Annotated in this window: 13 protein-coding genes and 1 riboswitch; of the genes, 3 read left to right on the top strand and 10 right to left on the bottom strand. The window is 32.0% G+C overall.

Features of this window, described 5'->3' with window-relative positions:
• Window positions 1-51: 51 nt before the first annotated feature.
• Window positions 52-1,275, bottom strand: a complete 1,224-nt coding sequence (locus tag BMZ74_RS06780) for a sensor domain-containing diguanylate cyclase (RefSeq protein WP_089861338.1) — start codon at window positions 1,273-1,275, stop codon at window positions 52-54.
• 200 nt (window positions 1,276-1,475) lie between these two features.
• Here BMZ74_RS06780 and BMZ74_RS06775 point away from each other — a divergent pair, with 200 nt between their 5' ends.
• Window positions 1,476-2,486, top strand: a complete 1,011-nt coding sequence (locus BMZ74_RS06775) for a mechanosensitive ion channel family protein (RefSeq protein WP_089861336.1) — start codon at window positions 1,476-1,478, stop codon at window positions 2,484-2,486.
• Between the two features lie 42 nt (window positions 2,487-2,528).
• Here the strand turns inward: BMZ74_RS06775 and pflA are convergent, their stop codons facing one another.
• From pflA to msrB, 4 genes are all read right to left on the bottom strand, one after another.
• Window positions 2,529-3,257 carry a pyruvate formate-lyase-activating protein gene (gene pflA / locus BMZ74_RS06770; protein ID WP_089861334.1) on the bottom strand — a complete coding sequence of 243 codons (729 nt, stop codon included), beginning with the start codon at window positions 3,255-3,257 and terminating at the stop codon, window positions 2,529-2,531.
• Window positions 3,258-3,343: 86 nt separating this feature from the next.
• Window positions 3,344-5,566: a formate C-acetyltransferase gene (pflB, locus tag BMZ74_RS06765; RefSeq protein WP_089861332.1), complete on the bottom strand. Its 2,223-nt coding sequence runs from the start codon at window positions 5,564-5,566 to the stop codon at window positions 3,344-3,346.
• A gap of 240 nt (window positions 5,567-5,806) precedes the next feature.
• Window positions 5,807-5,893: riboswitch (ZMP/ZTP riboswitch) on the bottom strand.
• A 62-nt stretch (window positions 5,894-5,955) separates the two neighbouring features.
• Window positions 5,956-6,633 carry a cyclase family protein gene (locus BMZ74_RS06760; protein ID WP_245750841.1) on the bottom strand — a complete coding sequence of 226 codons (678 nt, stop codon included), beginning with the start codon at window positions 6,631-6,633 and terminating at the stop codon, window positions 5,956-5,958.
• Window position 6,634: 1 nt separating this feature from the next.
• The gene (gene msrB / locus BMZ74_RS06755) at window positions 6,635-7,855 is read right to left on the bottom strand and encodes a peptide-methionine (R)-S-oxide reductase MsrB (protein ID WP_089861330.1); all 1,221 of its coding nucleotides are present in this window, start codon (window positions 7,853-7,855) and stop codon (window positions 6,635-6,637) included.
• Between the two features lie 226 nt (window positions 7,856-8,081).
• Between msrB and nhaC the strand changes: the two genes are divergently transcribed.
• On the top strand, window positions 8,082-9,458 hold the full coding sequence (gene nhaC / locus BMZ74_RS06750; RefSeq protein ID WP_089861328.1) for a Na+/H+ antiporter NhaC: 1,377 nt from the start codon (window positions 8,082-8,084) through the stop codon (window positions 9,456-9,458).
• A gap of 107 nt (window positions 9,459-9,565) precedes the next feature.
• Here the strand turns inward: nhaC and BMZ74_RS06745 are convergent, their stop codons facing one another.
• The 5 genes from BMZ74_RS06745 to BMZ74_RS06725 all read right to left on the bottom strand — a co-directional run bounded on the left by BMZ74_RS06745 (window position 9,566) and on the right by BMZ74_RS06725 (window position 17,372).
• Entirely contained in the window at window positions 9,566-12,205 is a 2,640-nt protein-coding gene (locus BMZ74_RS06745) for a glycoside hydrolase family 31 protein (protein WP_089861326.1), read from the bottom strand.
• Between the two features lie 159 nt (window positions 12,206-12,364).
• Entirely contained in the window at window positions 12,365-12,652 is a 288-nt protein-coding gene (locus BMZ74_RS06740; RefSeq protein WP_425432340.1) for an HPr family phosphocarrier protein, read from the bottom strand.
• 7 nt (window positions 12,653-12,659) lie between these two features.
• Entirely contained in the window at window positions 12,660-13,925 is a 1,266-nt protein-coding gene (locus BMZ74_RS06735) for a zinc-binding dehydrogenase (RefSeq protein WP_089861322.1), read from the bottom strand.
• A gap of 100 nt (window positions 13,926-14,025) precedes the next feature.
• Window positions 14,026-15,903 carry a PTS mannitol transporter subunit IICBA gene (locus BMZ74_RS06730; RefSeq protein WP_089861320.1) on the bottom strand — a complete coding sequence of 626 codons (1,878 nt, stop codon included), beginning with the start codon at window positions 15,901-15,903 and terminating at the stop codon, window positions 14,026-14,028.
• Window positions 15,900-17,372: a BglG family transcription antiterminator gene (locus BMZ74_RS06725; protein ID WP_281244080.1), complete on the bottom strand. Its 1,473-nt coding sequence runs from the start codon at window positions 17,370-17,372 to the stop codon at window positions 15,900-15,902. The genes BMZ74_RS06730 and BMZ74_RS06725 overlap by 4 nt, the downstream gene beginning before the upstream one ends.
• A gap of 183 nt (window positions 17,373-17,555) precedes the next feature.
• Here BMZ74_RS06725 and BMZ74_RS06720 point away from each other — a divergent pair.
• Window positions 17,556-17,772: transposase family protein (locus BMZ74_RS06720; RefSeq protein WP_177181383.1), on the top strand; the 217-nt coding region annotated here is incomplete at its 3' end.

The raw sequence follows: 17,772 nt of genomic DNA, 5'->3' as shown, positions 1-17,772 counted from the left end.
TCACAAGATCATCCTTTCTTATAATATTAAGTCATTAGTTAAGTACTACAGCTATTTTCTGCCTTTATTAATATACATATTTTGATCAGCAATATTATAAACTAAAAAGGGATCAATTTCTTTATTCTTCATTGTTGAATGACCAAGTGAAATTTTAAACTCAGCTGGAAATTCACTCTGCTTATTATATTTAGCAAAATTATTCTGTATCCTTTGACAAATCTGTTTTACATCTTCATGATCAGTTTCTGGCAGTAAAATTGCAAATTCATCTCCCCCAGTTCGAGCCGCTATATCTTCACTGCGCAAAACTTCCTCAAAAACATGAGATGATTTTACAATATACTCATCTCCCATTTGATGACCATAATTGTCATTAACTGCTTTTAAATTATCTAAATCACCTACTATAATACTAATCGGATATTTACGTGATTCACTAAGTCTTCTCATTTCATTTTCAAGATAACGTCTATTATAAAGACCAGTCAAGTCATCATGAAACGAAAGATACTCAATTCGTTTCTCTCTTTTTTTATATTCATTAATATTAATGTGAATCCCAATTGCTCGTTCTGGATTATCTTTATTATCTCTAGTGATTACCTTTCCCACATCTCTAATCCAGATTAAATCACCATTCTTACTTTCTAAACGATATTCACATTTATATAAATCAGTCTCACCTGATAAATGTGCTTGTAAATTTTCTTTAATTTTTAATTCATCTTTTGCATAAATTAAATCAAACCAGGTATAAATAGTTTGCGCTAATTCATCTTCTTGATAACCAATCATCTCTGTCCAGAACCTATTATAATAGGTCTGATTATTTTTAATATTCCAGTCCCAAATTCCTATTTCAGCAGCATCTACTGCTAATTCTAACCTGTTCTTAATTGTTGCAATTTCTTTTTCTCTGCTTTTTCTTTTACTAACATCAATTATGTTTACCATTAATTTTTTATTATTAAGTTCTTTTACTCTAAATTCTATATATTTATAACCACTATTTTTCGTTTTAATTTTAAAAACATCTTTATAACTACCTTTTTTTATTTTAGTAAAAAAATCATCTTGAACTTCATTCCTTAAAGCAGAATCAGGATAGGCTGCTTCAAACCATTCTTGCAGAGTGCTAATATCATTTAAGGTATAACCAGTAATCTCTGTAATTAAATTATTAGTATAAAAAATATTAAATTCCTGATCAATTAAAGCAACTCCTACAGTTAAATTTTCTAATATATCTTTAGCTGAAAAATTTTCTACCATACCAGCACCCCTTATTAAAATAGATAATTCTCTAAATATTTTGTATAAAAATGTAAAACTTATTTTAATAATTCTAGAGAAAAGTTAAAAAACCTCTTTGCTAACATATTTTTCTTTATTTTATTAAAATAACCTGATAATTAAAAACTGATTTGTAATCAGCAATATTTATACCTATAATTAATTTAGAGGTGATTTAAATGCTGTTAAGCCTAACTTATAGTTTATTAATCTTTTTAAGTATTTATTTACTTATCTTTTTTACAGCTCGAGTTTTAGCTAATAACTTTTATGAAACTATTTTTAGAGAATTAATTACTAAATTTAAACTGCCAGTCTTTCTATTATTTTTAAATATTGCTTTAATTATACCACTTATTTTGCATAAAAAAAGTAAATTTCTTTACTCAGCTTTGACTCAATTTTTAGAAATTAGTATAATTTTTATTTTTAGTTGGATTATTATTAAATCAATGCATCAATTTAGACTTTATCTTGCTCAAAAGCACCGGATTGATGTTGAAGATAATTTAAAAGCACGTAAAATTCATACGCAGTATCGTATTTTAGAAAGGGTTATCAGGATTTTAATTCTATTTTTTGCAGTTGCAGCAGCCTTAATGACTTTTAAGCCAATCAGAAGTATTGGAGTTAGTCTTTTTGCTTCAGCTGGAGTTGCCAGTATTATAATAGGTTTTTCTGCTCAAAAGATCATCGCATCTATTATTGCTGGTATTCAGCTGGCAATTGCTCAGCCCATTAGGGTAAATGATGTAGTTATTGTTGATGGTGAATGGGGTTCTATTGAAGAAATCAACTTAACTTATGTAGTAGTTAAGGTCTGGGATCGCAGAAGATTAGTTGTTCCAACAACATATTTTATTGACAATATATTTCAGAATTGGACCAGAAAGTCATCATTTATTCTAGGAACTGTATTTTTATATACTGATTATAGTATTCCAGTTGATGAAGTTAGAGAAGAATTAGATAATTTACTGCAAGATAATAAGCTCTGGGATAAAAAAGTAAAGGTTGTTCAAGTAACCGATACCACAGAAAAAGTAATGGAATTAAGAATTTTAGTTAGTGCTAAAGATTCTCCCACTTCCTGGGAGCTAAGAGTTTTTTTAAGAGAAAATTTAATAAAATTTATTCAGCAAAACTATCCTGAAGCCCTGCCTAAAAGTAGAGTTGAAATTAAAAAATAAAATTGTTCCCCTGACTATAAAAGTGTAGGGGAACAATTTAAATTAGGCAATATTTAAATTGTATTGCTCCAAAATACTGTTTAATTCTTGCATTAATTGAGTTGAAGGCTCTGCTACATCAGTAAGCTGATAATCAAGGCCTAACTCTTCCCACTTATATTCACCTAATTTATGATATGGTAATAACTCAACTTTTGCGAGATGTTTTTTATTTTTTAAAAAGCGACCTAAACTTGCTATATTTGACTTATTAGCAGTATAACCAGGTACAACTACATGTCGAATCCAGTAAGGCTGCTTTTCTTTTTCCATAATCTTTACAACCTCTAGAGTTTTGTCATTACTAACACCTGTTAAAGCTAAATGACGTTCTTTATTTAATTCTTTAATGTCAAGTAAAACAAGATCAAGATAAGGGATTAACTGGCGAAACTTATCTGGATCTGTACAGCCTGAGGTATCAAGTACAGTATGGATATTTTCTTCTTTGCACTTTTTTAATAATTCAAGTGTAAAAGCAAATTGTAAAGTTGGTTCTCCACCAGAAACTGTAACTCCTCCCCCTGAACGTTCAAAATAGGGACGTGATCTAATTATTTTTTTAATTAGCTGTTCAACTGTAATTTTCTGACCATCTTTAAGCTGCCAGGTATCAGGATTATGACAATATTTACAGCGCAGCGGGCAGCCCTGCAGAAAAACAACAAATCTTACTCCTGGCCCATCTCTTGTTCCTAATGTTTCAATTGAATGAATATATCCTACTGTCATAATATCCTGTTCCCCCTTTAATCATTTTTTTAAATAAACTTGAAGATGGCAGTCTTTTAAAAGACTGCCACCAGCTAAAGTTAAATTTAAATAGACTTATGAAAGGTTCTAGCGATAACTTCTTGCTGTTGTTCGGGAGTTAATTTTATAAAGTTAACTGCATATCCAGAAACTCTAATTGTCAACTGAGGATATTTTTCGGGATGATCAACTGCATCAAGTAGTGTTTCTCTTTCCATAACATTAACATTTAAATGATGAGCATCTTGAGAGAAATAACCATCTAAAATTGAACTTAGATTGTCAACTTGTTCAGTTTCACCTTTACCAAGTGCATTAGGAATAATTGAGAAGGTATTAGAAATACCATCCTGGCAATATTCATAAGGTATTTTAGCAACAGAATTAAGAGAAGCAATTGCACCTGATTTATCACGTCCATGCATTGGATTAGCGCCAGGAGCGAATGGTTCTCCAGCTGGACGTCCATCTGGAGTTGCACCTGTCTTTTTACCATAAACAACATTCGAAGTTATAGTCAAAATAGACATTGAATGGACAGCATCACGATATAGCTCATGTTGTTTTAATTTATTCATAAATAATTTAACGACTTCAACAGCTATTTGATCAACACGATCATCATCATTACCATATTTAGGAAAGTCTCCATTAATTTCAAAATCAATAATTAGACCTTCATCATTGCGAATAGGTTTAACTTCTGCATATTTAATAGCACTTAAAGAGTCTGCAATAATTGATAATCCAGCAATCCCAAAGCCCATAATTCTGCGAACTTCAGTATCATGTAGAGCCATTTGAACAGCTTCATAAGCATACTTATCATGCATATAGTGAATAATATTTAGTGCATCAACATAACGTTCAGTTAACCAGTCCAGGAAAAGTTCAAAATTTTCCATTACTTGCTTATACTCCAATAAATCCCCCTGATAAGCTTTAAATTCAGGGCCTACCTGAGTACCTGATTTTTCGTCACGCCCTCCATTTAAAGAATAAAGCAATGTTTTGGGCAGATTGCAGCGAGCTCCAAAATATTGAATATCTTTACCAGGAGTCATTGCTGAAACGCAGCAAGCAATACCATAGTCATCAGAAAATTTCAACCTCATTAAATCATCATTCTCGTATTGTAATGAGCTGGTATCTTTTGATACTTTTGTGCAGAACTTTTTAAATGAATCTGGTAATAATTCTGACCAGAGAATTGTTAAGTTAGGTTCTGGTGCTGGTCCTAAATTATAAAGTGTATTTAAGATACGAAAACTTGTTTTACTAACCAGAGGACGACCATCTATTCCAATCCCACCTAACACAATAGTAACCCAGAGTGGATCACCACTAAATAATTCATTATAAGCAGGAGTTCTTAATTGACGGGCAAGCCGTAATTTAATTACAAAGTCATCAATTAATTCCTGCGCTTCCTGTTCAGTCAAAGTTCCCTCAGCTAATTCTTGTTCAATATATACATCAAAAAATTCGGCAACTCTACCAAAGGACATTGCTGCACCATTATTTTCCTGAATTGCAGCCAAATAACCTAAGTAAGTCCACTGGATAGCTTCCCTGGCATTTTCAGCGGGTCTGCTTAAATCAAACCCATATGTTTCGCCAAGTCCTTTTAATTTTTTCAAAGCTTTAATTTGCTCACTAACTTCTTCACGCAGCCGAATTGTTTCTTCAGTCATTGGACTAGTTAAATTACTTTTATCTTTCTTCTTAGCTTCAATTAAACGATCAATTCCATACAAAGCAATCCTCCGATAATCACCAATTATTCTACCTCGTCCATAAGCATCTGGTAAACCAGTTATAACTCCTGAACGTCTAATTTCTCTAATCTCTGGTGTATAAACATCATAAACACCATCATTATGTGTTTTTCTATATTTAGTAAAAATTTCATCTATTTCAGGATCAAGCTTTTTGCCATAAGCTTCTGTAGCCTGTCTGGCCATTCTAATACCACCATAAGTATTAACTGTTCTTTTTAAAGGCGCATCAGTCTGTAAACCAAAAATTTTTTCATTTTCCTGATCAATATAACCAGCATCATAAGCATTAATATCAGATACAGTATTAGTATCAATATCAAGTACACCATCATTTTCTCTTTCCTGTTTCAATAAAGCCAGGCATTTTTCCCACAGCTTTTCTGTTCTTTCAGTAGCCGGAGCTAAAAAACTTGCATCATCAAGATATTCTTGATAATTATGCTGCACAAAATCGCGAACATCAATCTCTGACTTCCACTTATTTCCTGCCAGTGAATCTAATTGCATATAAATTTCCTCCTTTTGAGCTTATAAGATTATTTTGGAATTTAAAATAATTAGATAACAAAGCTTTATGATACTGATTATCATTATCTAATTCGCACATTAATATTACCAAAATTAAAGATTGCTGTCAAATCTTGAGTTAATAACTATGATTTATCCTGACCTAGTTATTCGTAGCTAATTATCTTTTATATTATTAATTGCTTATTTAAACAGAAAAATCGCCTCCTGGATAAATTTTAGTAACATCCAGGCAGGCGATTTAAAAACAAAGATTATATTTCCCTATGGTTAATTCCATATTATCTGCCAGTTATATAATCTCAAATTTTAAATTTTAGTAATTACATTATTAAGTTTAGCAGATAACCTGCTAGCTGTCAAATTATTTAATCAAGTTGAGCTGCTACTCTGCAGGGGGCTGCTTCTGCTGTAACTTTAAGCGGAAATACTAGCAGTTTAAAGCTACTGTACTGAATTAGTTTATCTAAATTACAGAGATTTTCTAGAATATAAATTCCAGTTTGAAAAAGCTGCTTATGAACTGGAAAAGGAAAATAATCTGGAGATGGAAAATCAATTCCTAATAAAGTAATTTTTTTATCAGCTAAATGTCTGGTCAAATCAAGATCTAAAGCAGGATGTTCCTGATAATACTCATTACTTCCATATTTTTGGTCAAAACCTGTATAAATTAAAACTCTATCTCCAGCTCTAATTAAACTGTCATATTGAGACTGCCAGCTAATTACTTTTTGTTCAGTTGCGTTAATTATTACAGCTCGACCGCTGAGTTGGTTAAGGGAAATATCAGCCGCAGTTAATTTACTTGCTAACATATGAGCAGGTAAGTCAAGATGCGTGCCACTATGAACTCCCATAGTTAAATTATGGTTAACATATCCATCTTCAGTCAAATTATGATCTTGTTCCACTTTTGTGCTAATATCACCTGGATAAACAGGCATGTTTTGATCAATTATCTGACTTAAATCTATTAATTTTTTTTGTTTAATTTTACTAAGATCATTTTTAGCTGATTGAATTAATTTTTTTATTTGACTCAAGCTAATCATCCTCTTTTTTAAATAAATATTTAAACTTTCCATAACCGTTTTCTTCTAACTTAGCTGCCGGGATAAATTTAAGCGCAGCAGAGTTTATACAATAGCGAAGCCCGGTTGGTTCTGGTCCATCAGCAAAAACATGGCCTAAATGTGAACCTGATTTTTTGCTTTTAACTTCAGTTCGTTGCATCCAGAGTGAATTATCTGTTTCTTCTATCAAGTTGTCTGTAACAAGCGGCTTAGTAAAACTGGGCCACCCTGATCCTGACTGAAATTTATCTGTTGAAGCAAAAAGAGCTTCTCCAGAAACAACGTCAACATAAATACCAGCTTCTTTATGATTCCAATAGCGATTATTAAATGCTGGTTCTGTAGCACCAAGCTGAGTAACTTTATATTCTAAATCATTTAATTTAGTTTTTAAATCACTTTTTTTAGAATAATCTTTTTGTTCTAACTTAACTTCAGCAGCTGGTTTAGTCTGACAGAGATTGGTACAGGCAGCTGGATCAATCTTATTTATTTTCAGAAGCTGTTCAGCTAAATGATTAGTTAAAGCTAAGTCATTTAAATTTTGCAGCAGCCATTCTTCTTTACCTTTACCAGCTAAATAGGCATTTAGTTTAGTAATGGTTGGAGAGTTTAAAAATTCATTAAAACTCATCTGGGTTAAATAATATTTTTTAAATTCTTTATGCTGCTGTAATCTGAATTTTTGATGATAGTTTTCAGCTAAATAAAATTTTTTTAGCGGTTTTATCTCTGTTTTAATTTCTTGACCAGTCTTTGTTTCCAGTTTTTCTTTAAAAGCCAGAGCTGCTTTTTGCTGACTTTGATTATGATACAAAATTTTTGAAGCATATTGCGAAGAATAAGGTTCAGCATAAGCATTATGAGAAACAAAAAATTTTTCTAATAATTCTTGATAAGAAATTTTAGCAGGATCATAATCAATCTGAATAGTTTCAGTCTGGTCACCAATTATTTGATAATTGGGATCAGTAGTTGTTCCTCCTGCATAGCCAACTCTAGTTTTAATTACACCTGGCAAAGCGCCAAAAGAAGCATCTGGCCCCCAAAAACAACCTAAAGAGAAGGTAGCTGTTTTAAATTCTTTATTTGCTAATCGCTTATCATAATTGGGATAATCAAAAGCAGATACTGGATTTATATAAATAAAAATAATAAAAGATAAGGTTAAAAAAGTTAAAAAATAATTCAATTAAAAAACCTCCTTTAGCTTATTTAAATTAAATAAAATAAAGCAATTTAAATACAATCATTTTCAATCACATCCTAACTATATCTATAATACAAATATTAACAGTTTATTAATAGTAACTAGATTACTCAAATTTGATTTGACTTTTAGTGAAATAACTAGATATTATAGTAATGGTGTGAATATAATTTCAAAATCATTTTACTTGAATAAGGTGGCGATTTTAATGAATAAATCTGGAGTTAAAAAACCAGATGTAAAACAGGCTGTAATTATCTTATTGACTGTAATTGCAGTAATTTTGATTTCAATTAGAACAGCTTTAGTTTTAGAAACAGCACTAATTTTAGGCACAATGACTGCAGCAATTTTTGCTATTTATCTTGGCTATAGCTGGCAAAAAATAGAATTAGCAATTATTGAAGGGATTAAAAATTCTTTAGGAGCAATTATTATTTTAATTATTATCGGAATGGTAATTGGAACCTGGATTTTAGCAGGAACTATCCCTACTTTAATTTTTTATGGATTGAAATTGCTTTCTCCAAAAATATTTCTTCCTTCTGCTTTTATTCTGGCTGCCATAACCTCAATTTTAATCGGTAGTTCTTTTGGAACGATAGCTACTATGGGATTAGTTTTAGTAGGAGTTGCTCAGGGCCTGAATATCCCTGAAGCAGTTACAATTGGGGCAATTGTTTCTGGAGCTATGTTAGGTGACAAACTATCTCCAATGTCTGATTCTACTAATTTAACAGCTGCTATGAGTAATACAGATTTATTTAGCCATATTAAATCAATGCTGTATGTTTCTATTCCAGCTGCTTTAATTAGTCTAGTAGCTTATACAATAATTGGCAAATATTATCTGACAGCACAAGCAGATTTGGCAACTATTAATCGGATACTTAATAATCTTAATCATAATTTTAATATTAGTCTGCTAACTTTAATCCCACCATTTATTATGCTGACTCTATCTTTTAAAAAGACTCCAGCCATTGCTTCTCTAGCTGTTAGTTTTCTGACAGCATCTTTATTGGCCATCTTAACTCAAGGAGTAAGTTTAGCTGAAATTATAACTACAGCTGCTAATGGATACCAGGCTAATACAGGCTTTACGCTAATTGATCAATTATTAACTCAAGGTGGAATTAATAATATGATGAGTACTGTAGCAATTATCATGGCAGGGACTGCTATGGGAGGTATTTTAGAAGAAACTGGTGTTTTAAGTGCTATTTTGACAGAAATGACTAAATATATCAAAAAGCCGCGAGATTTGGTCTTTATTTCACTTGGCTCAGCCTATCTAATGCTACTGGCAACAGGAGAAATGATGGTCTCAATTATTATTCCTGGACGAACACTTGCACCTGCTTATCAAAAATTAGGTATTAAAAAAAATGTATTATCTAGAACTCTAGAAACAGCTTCTACACTAGGTTGCTCTATTCTTCCCTGGGGAGTAGTTTCTGTTTATATTCAACATGTTTTAAATATAGATTTCAGCTATATTCCCTATACTTTCCTGGCTTTTATTGCGCCCATAATTGCAATAATTTATGCTATTAATGGTAAATTTGTTTTTAGAGAAGAATAAATTCTGGAGCTTAATTTATAATTTTTAGATAAAAATATTAAATCTTTAATTTTAATTAACCAGCTAACTGCAGACTTAACAAAATCTGCAGTTAGCTGGTTATATATTTAATCTGAACTATATCTATGCTGAATAAATTTAGTAAAATTAACAGTTAAATTCCATTTATCTGCTTTAAGCTGATTCAAATCAATTAATTTATTAGGATTAGTTTTAGCCGAAGTATTATTAACTTGAGCTTTATGATGACCAGCAGCTAATAAAGCGCTGGAAAAATTATAATTTAATTCGGATAATTTGCCTTGAAAGATAACTAAATTATTAAATTCAGCAGTTTTTATCTGAGCTGTTCCTGCATCATAGAGAAGTGCAATTAAAACTTCTAATTGTGAATTACTTAAAACAGAGCAAAAACGATTTAAAAAATCAACTTCACTATCTCTCTGTCGAGCTTTTTTTACTGCCTTAAATAATTCTGTTTTAACTACTGTCTCCAGTTTGAAATTTTTAATTATCCGCTTAATTTTACTTAGAGAAATATCTTTCTTTTTTAGCAAACCACTTTGATTAGTTAAAACAACTTCGTATCTACTTGTTGGTTGATAATCAATCTCTAAGCATAGACAATTGTTTTGCAGGTTATAATCACCTTTAATTTTAGTTGCTTTGCCATCAGTGTATAATTTAACTTCTGCATTTTTTACTGCTTTAAATTTAAGCTTGATCCTTCTTTCAGCTGGAATAACATCTGCATTACCAGATAATTTTTCAATAGTAAATTTTAACTGTTTAGGTTTCCAATTACTATTAAATTTAGTCCGGGCAGCAGCTGGATTTATTGCTGCTCCATCATCTTCGTATAATTCAAAACTATTATCTGCCCCTGGAAAAATATTAAGCTCCAGTTCAACTGGATTATCTGTACTTCCAAACTTGCTTGCTGCTCCCAGAGGAACAATAGCTCCTGCTTTAGCTATTACTGGAACTTCTGCTAGAGATCCGTAAACATTATGCCAACTTGCTCCTTTATAACTCTGGCCATCAAAAAAATTAAACCAGTCTCCAGCAGGCAGCCAGATAGTTTGTTTGCTTAAACTTGTTGTCTGATCAGTTGGCTCAAGAAATGGTGCTACAATAAGTTCACTACCCAGAAAATACTGATCAGGAACTGCAAAAGCAGCTGGTGATTGATCCTCATAATAAATTGGTCTAAGTAGAGAGACAGCAGTTTGATTAGCTAAATAGCTGTGTGTATAAAGATAAGGAATTAGCTGATGTCTTAACTGCAGATAAAAGCGAGCAATTTTTAATATCTCAGCTCCATGAGCCCAGGGACGCCGATCCAAAAAATCATCTTTGGTAGAATGTAAGCGCATAATTGGACTAAAAACTCCAAATTGTAACCAGCGCAGATATAATTCAGGGTCTTCTGTTCCCATACAGTGACCACCTATATCATGACTCCACCAGCTATAAAGTACATTAGCTGCTGTCGTAGTAAAATAAGGTTGAAATTTAAGCGAATCCCAGCTAACTACAGTATCTCCAGAAAAACCAATAGGATAGCGATGACTGCCTAATCCACTCCAACGTGAAAATATAAAACTGCGTTTCTTATTCTCCCGCCCCAGATCATAGTAATGTAGATGGTTTAGTCCCCAGAGAGGATCGAGTCCAGTTAAACCGCTTTGATCTCCCTGCTGCCAATCTAGCCACCAGAAATCTATTCCATCTTGTTCTTCTAATGGATGGTGTAAAAATTTAAAATAAGCATTAATAAAATCAATTTTGCTTAAATCAAAATTAATTGCCTGTTTAGATGCAGGATTGATTCCTAATGACTTAGCCATTGCAGAATATTGTTTTTCATGCGGATATACTCCATCAGCAGGATGTAAATTTAATGCAGTCTTTAAACCTTGCTGATGAAGCCAATTAATAAACTTAATCGGCTGAGGAAATAAATTTTTATTCCAGGTATAACCTGTCCAGCCAGTTGTATAATCATTTTTCACTTGATGCCAATCCATATCAATAACACAAACTGAGAGAGGTAATTTCCTTTTTTTAAATTCAAGCATTAACTCTTTTAAATCCTGAGCTGAGTATTCCCAGTATCTGCTCCACCAGTTACCGAGTGCCCACCGGGGGATCAAAGGTATTTCTCCAGTCAATTTACTAAAATCCTGCAAAATACTTTTATATTGAGTGCCATAAGCCAGAAAATACAAATCGCAATAGTCCGAATTGTTAGAACGTTTCTCAAGCCAACCTGATTCTGTAAATAGCAAACTATTACTATCATCAATTATTGTCCAGCCAGATTTAGATAAGAGTCCTTCTTCTAAACTTATTGCACCATCAATTCCATCAAGTGTTCGATGAGTTCCTTTAAAATTTTGCTGATTGCCTTCCCCATAATGCCAAATTTCCGCAGAGTCTTTTACTTTAATAGTTAAATTTTTAGAATTTAGTGTTTTTTTATTTCGTAAATAATTAAGTTTAAGTTGATTTGTTTCAATAATTAACTTTTCTTTAGTTTTTTTTATTTTAAAGTCAACTTCTGCTAAATTACGATACCAGACCAACTGACTAGCTTGATCAACAAAATTTAAATCGGTATCATATTCAATTCTGATAATTTTTTCTGTTAAAATAGTAAATCTCAAATTATCACAATAAACCAAATTTTCACTTTTAGCCCTGGGCGCTGTTTTTATTTTTAAGTATTCTGCTAATTTTTCCATCCAGTTAGCTCCTCTAAGTAAATATTTACAAACTAATAATCTATAAAAATAGTATCATAAAAGCGCTTCCAATAGCAATTATTTTCATTAAAAAAGTTAGTGTTTTTAATTTAAATTAAAAACACCAGGAAAAAATAAAAATCTAAATATTTATTCTATTTAATTAGCCAACTCAAAGTTACTATTTACTAAGTTTAATAGAGCATTAACCGCCTCTTTTTCATCATTGCCATTAGCAATAATTGTAATTGTATCACCTTTTACTGCTGCCATTGTCATAATTGAAATAATGCTTTTAGGATTATATTCTTTATTTTGATTATTATTTTTAAGTAAAATAAGTTTAGCTTCAAATTGACTGGCTAATTTGGAAAATATGCCTGCTGGTCGCGCATGAAACCCTGCTTCTGTTCGTAAAGTGAACTCTCCTTTTTTCAATTTTTTCACTCCTGTCTTAATTTTTTTTAGCAAAATTATTTAATAAATATTTTTCTGCTCCGGCAGACCAGAGTCCATTGTTTTCGGCAATAATTTTTGCTAATTTTGTAAATCTGGGATCATTTTCACCCTTTTTGGCAAAATCTTTAAGTGGAGTTAGTGCTAAATCAATCCCGGTATAAATTAATTTTTTACCACCAGGTATATCTGGTAAATTCTGAATTGTATTTGCTGCACTATTAAGTCCTCCTACATGAGTAATCATTGTAGCAGGATTTAGTTTACCTGCTGCTGACATTTTAAGAGATTCACGCATATCCTGATCATTACCACCGGTTGATCCCATAATATGAGTTGGAGAGTAATGAATATTATAAAAATTAACTTGAGCTGAGAATTGTTTATCAGTTGGACCTGCAAAGAAATTAAGACAGCCATCTTTGCCCAATATTTGATCTCCCTGCTCAGCAAGCTCTTGAACTGGAGCATAAACAAAGACATCATCAAAGCCAGTTCCATCAGTTAATTCTTTCAACCCCTGGACTACATCATCCAGCTTTGCTGTATTAACAAAATGTAATTCTACTCCCTGGCGAGCTGCTTCTTCTTCACTAAACAGACAGGCAGCTCTATCTAATCTAGGCTGATTAATATCAGTTACAACTAAAACAGCAGGTTTACGATCTGCATGTAATGCATAATCAATTGCTCCTAGTCCCATTGGACCAGCGGCACCGAGCAGGGCAGTTTTTCCTCCAGATACAATTCCCATTTTGTGAACATAATTATTACTTTCCGTATGATAAATTGCATTATAACCACCAATTATACAGGACATTGGTTCTGCTAAAGATGCTTCATAAAAGGCTTCACCTTCATATTTTAGTAAATAGCCAAGTTCCATAACTTCAGGTGGAATAATTGTATATTCGGTATTACCACCAAAATAGTGATATGAATAACCAGGTGCATAGGGACTACCTTTATAATTTAAAGCAGGCTGAACAGCAAATTTTTCACCTGAACTAAACTGATCCTGCCATTTTGCACCCACTTTAATTATTTCTCCTGCAAATTCATGACCAGTTATTGTAGGATTTGCAGCAACATCATCTGGTACTCTTTTGTGCTTTGCCCCCTGAATAACCGCTTTATATGTTGACATACAAATACTATTTGATACTATTCGAGCCAGAATTTCATCTTCTTTAATTTCTGGTAGTTCAAAATCTTCTAATCTAAGATCATTTTCACCATATATTCTAACTGCTCTTGTTTTCATTTTTATCACCTTTCTAATTAACTTTAATAAATAAACCACTAGTACCAGCAATAAAACCTGCAACTATACTTACCTGTTTTAAATAATATCCTGTCTCTTTTTAGAGAGTAAACTGACGATAAAAATAATTCAAATCAGAAGTTGTTCTTAACTTTTCAGCAGTATTTTTTTCCTCAATTACTTCTGATAGGTTAGCTAATATTTTAAGATGTTCATTGCCAACTCCTGCAATCGCAATAATAAGATAGGCTGTTTTACCATCAAAATCTATTCCATCAGGAAATTGCAAAATAGCAATACCAGTCTGCTTTATTTTCTTTTTCGCACTTCCTACTCCATGAGGAATGGCAACACCTTCCCCGATATAGGTTGACATTTCCTTTTCTCTGTCTAACATAGCATCTATATAATCAGGATCTACATAATCACTTTTAACTAATAGTTCTCCAGCCATTTTTATTGCTTCAGTTTTTTGAACACTTTTTAAACCAAGTTTGATATTTTCTTTTTTAAGAATTTCTGTGTTTAAACTGGTCTGTTGTCTAGATTTTTTTTCTGCAGATCGGCTTTGTTTATTTTTATCAGAAGTAAATCTTTCTACTAGAAGGTCATAAGCTGGTGTTTGTAAAAAATCTTGAATCGAAACATGTTCTGCCTGAGGGGCTTGATTTTTAGCTCTTTTTGTTAAATTATGATGAGTAATTACCAATTTAGCGTCAGCCGGTATTTCATCAATTGCTTTATTTATCACTTTTATTTGTGAGCCAGCTGCCCTCAGTTTTTTTCTAAGTTTACCAGCTCCCATAGCACTTGACCCCATACCAGCATCACAGGCAAAAATAATTTCATTTATTTCATCCACAGTATATTTTTTATCTGTTTTATCTATGTGTAAATCTTTACCTTTTAAATCTCTAACTTGAGATTGAGCTGATTCAAATTCCATTGTATCTCCTTTTAAGACAGATCTTTTAATTAAAATTGAAGCAATTAAAAATGAAACTAAAGTTGCTATAATTACTCCAGCTAAAACACCTAAGTAATTTCCCCGGGGTGTCATTGCTAAATAAGCAAAAATACTACCAGGAGAGGGCGTTGCTACCAGACCAACATTAAAAAGTCTAAAAGTAAAAATTCCACTTGCTCCACCCCCAATTACTGCCAAAAGCAAAGCCGGTTTCATTAAAATATAAGGAAAGTATATTTCATGAATTCCACCAAAAAAGTGAATAATTACAGCACCGGGTGCTGATTGTTTAACCATCCCCTTCGCAAAAACCCAGTAAGCTAATAAAACTCCTAAACCTGGACCAGGATTAGTTTCAAGCATAAAGAAGATAGATTTACCTGTTTCAGCTGATTGTTGAATGCCAAGTGGACTTAAAACACCATGATTAATAGCATTGTTTAAAAATAATATTTTAGCTGGTTCAATAAAAATAGCTGCTAATGGTAATAAACCATGATTAACAAAAGTATGAACTCCCATTCTCAAAACTTCATTTAAAGCTAAAACTACTGGTCCAATAACCTGAAAAGCTAAAATTGCCAGAATCCCACCAACTATACCAGCAGAGAAATTATTAACCAGCATTTCAAAGCCAGATTTTATTTTGTCTGCAAAAAGGCTATCCACTTTTTTAATTAAAAATCCACCAAGTGGTCCCATAATCATTGCTCCAATAAACATTGGGATATTAGAACCAACAATAACTCCCATTGTAGCAATTGCTCCAATTACTCCGCCTCTAATTCCTGCAACTAGGCGACCTCCCGAAAAAGCAATTAACAAAGGCAGTAAATAATTAATCATTGGTCCAACTAAGGTTGCTAGATCTTCATTTGGTGACCAACCAGTTGGAATAAATAAAGCAGTTATTAAACCCCAGGCAATAAATGCCCCTATATTAGGCATTACCATTCCACTTAAAAACCTGCCAAAGCTCTGAATGTTATTTTGAAAACTACTTTTTTTCATCTATTTTCCTCCTTATAATAGTTAACCATACTTTTTTGCTGTAAAAAATAGTCAAAATGAACAGCTAATTCAGCATAGATTTTTTCTTGATCCGTATTCTTTACAGCTGCTATAAAGTTAGAATTTTCAATTAATAAACGGCTTATTTCACTTAACACTTCTCTTCCCTGAATACTTCCTTTTAACGGTGCTGCCATTAAAATAACAACTTCAATTTCATTTTTTTCTCCCTGTTTATTTTTAAGTTCAAATTTGTATTGAGGTTTGATAATAGCTATCTTTAATTCAGTAATTGCTTTACTTTGACAGTGGAGTAACATTATTTTATTTTTTTTTAGTACAGTACTGCCTTTTTCTTCTCGTAATTGCAAATCTTTAGCTAATTGACTTATAGATTCAATTTCTGTAGTCAAAAAATAAGCAGCATCATTAATTAATTCGGCTAAATTTCTAAACTGATAGTCATTATAAATCATAAAATTGTTTAATACTTCTAAAATACCTTGATTATACTTATTAATTATTTCTAATTTTTCTGCTAAAGTTATTTTATTTCGTGGCGATATCTGGCGTGCCTGATGACTAGATAAAAAATCATTTATTTTTTGCTGCTGTATTTCTGTTAAAAGAGGACTAACTACGATTACTGGAACTTTACTTTGAGGAATATCAACTGTAGAGACTATTAAATCAAGCTTCAAATCTTCAACTAATTTATTGTCAAAAGTAAGAGCAGAAATAAGTGAACTTATTTCTATATTCTTAAACTCTTTGCTTAAACGTGATGCCAGTAAGCGAGAAGCACCAATTCCACTAGTACAGGCAACTGCGGCTCTAAATTTTTGCTGAGGCTGTCTTTTCCGTTCAACAGCAGAGCCAAGGTGCATTGCAATATAAGCTGCTTCTGACTCAGGAACAGCTATATTTTCTTCTCGAGCTAGAATTGCAGCACATTTTTGAGCAGCATTAAATAAAGCTTGATATTTAAGTTTGATATCTTCTAAAAGAGGATTTCTAATTTCAAGTTTAAGTTTTATTCTTTTAATACTTGGTTCAAGATGACGAACAAGCCCAATTAAAAGTTCTTCATCATCTTCCAGATATACACCAAGTTCAAGTTCAGCTGTTTCAATCATTTTTCTAGTTAAATAAACTAAGCGATAGTCATCAAGTAAAGAAATTTCATCATTATAAATACTACCCCTACCTTTACTTCCCATTAAGTGCATTGTAATATAAGCTATTTCTGCTTCGGGAATTTCTAGTGAAGATTGAGCAGCCATTGCTGCTACTAATTCAGCAGCAAGCGTAAATTCTCTGCTGCTTTTTATTTCTAGTAATAATCTGGAATCAATTGTAATCTGGTCTCCATCTTTAATTCTTTTAAGCGCAATCGCCAGATGAACCATTAAGGCAGCATAAGCATCATCAGCTAATTTATAAGTCAACTTATCTTCTAATTCTTTAATAAAAGTATCTAATAAGTTTATTGTATCCAGTCCGATTAAATTAAGTAATTTTTCTTGGTTGTATAATTAATGTTGTGAAGAAAAAACTGTAAATCTAAAAATATCTAAATAAAAAAGGCATTTGCCTGGCTCCGTTGAATTAAATAGTTACAACACCAAAAATTCAATAAAGGAGTCAAGCAAATGCATAATAATCTTATCACAGATTTAATGGATTTACCAGACCTAGTTGCAACAGATTTAATTAAAACGGAGGAATATTTAGTTTTTGTAGCTGACTATAAAATAGATCATGTTAAATGTCCTGTCTGCGGCAAAAAAGCAGAAAAGATTCATGATAGAAAAACTCAAATGATTCAGGATACTTCTCTTCGAGATAAAAAAACAGTTATTAGACTTG

The organism is Halanaerobium salsuginis (assembly GCF_900114545.1).
Taxonomy (GTDB): domain Bacteria; phylum Bacillota; class Halanaerobiia; order Halanaerobiales; family Halanaerobiaceae; genus Halanaerobium; species Halanaerobium salsuginis.
The sequence above is the reverse complement of the archived record's forward strand: the minus strand, read 5'-3'. Positions and strand labels throughout refer to the sequence as shown.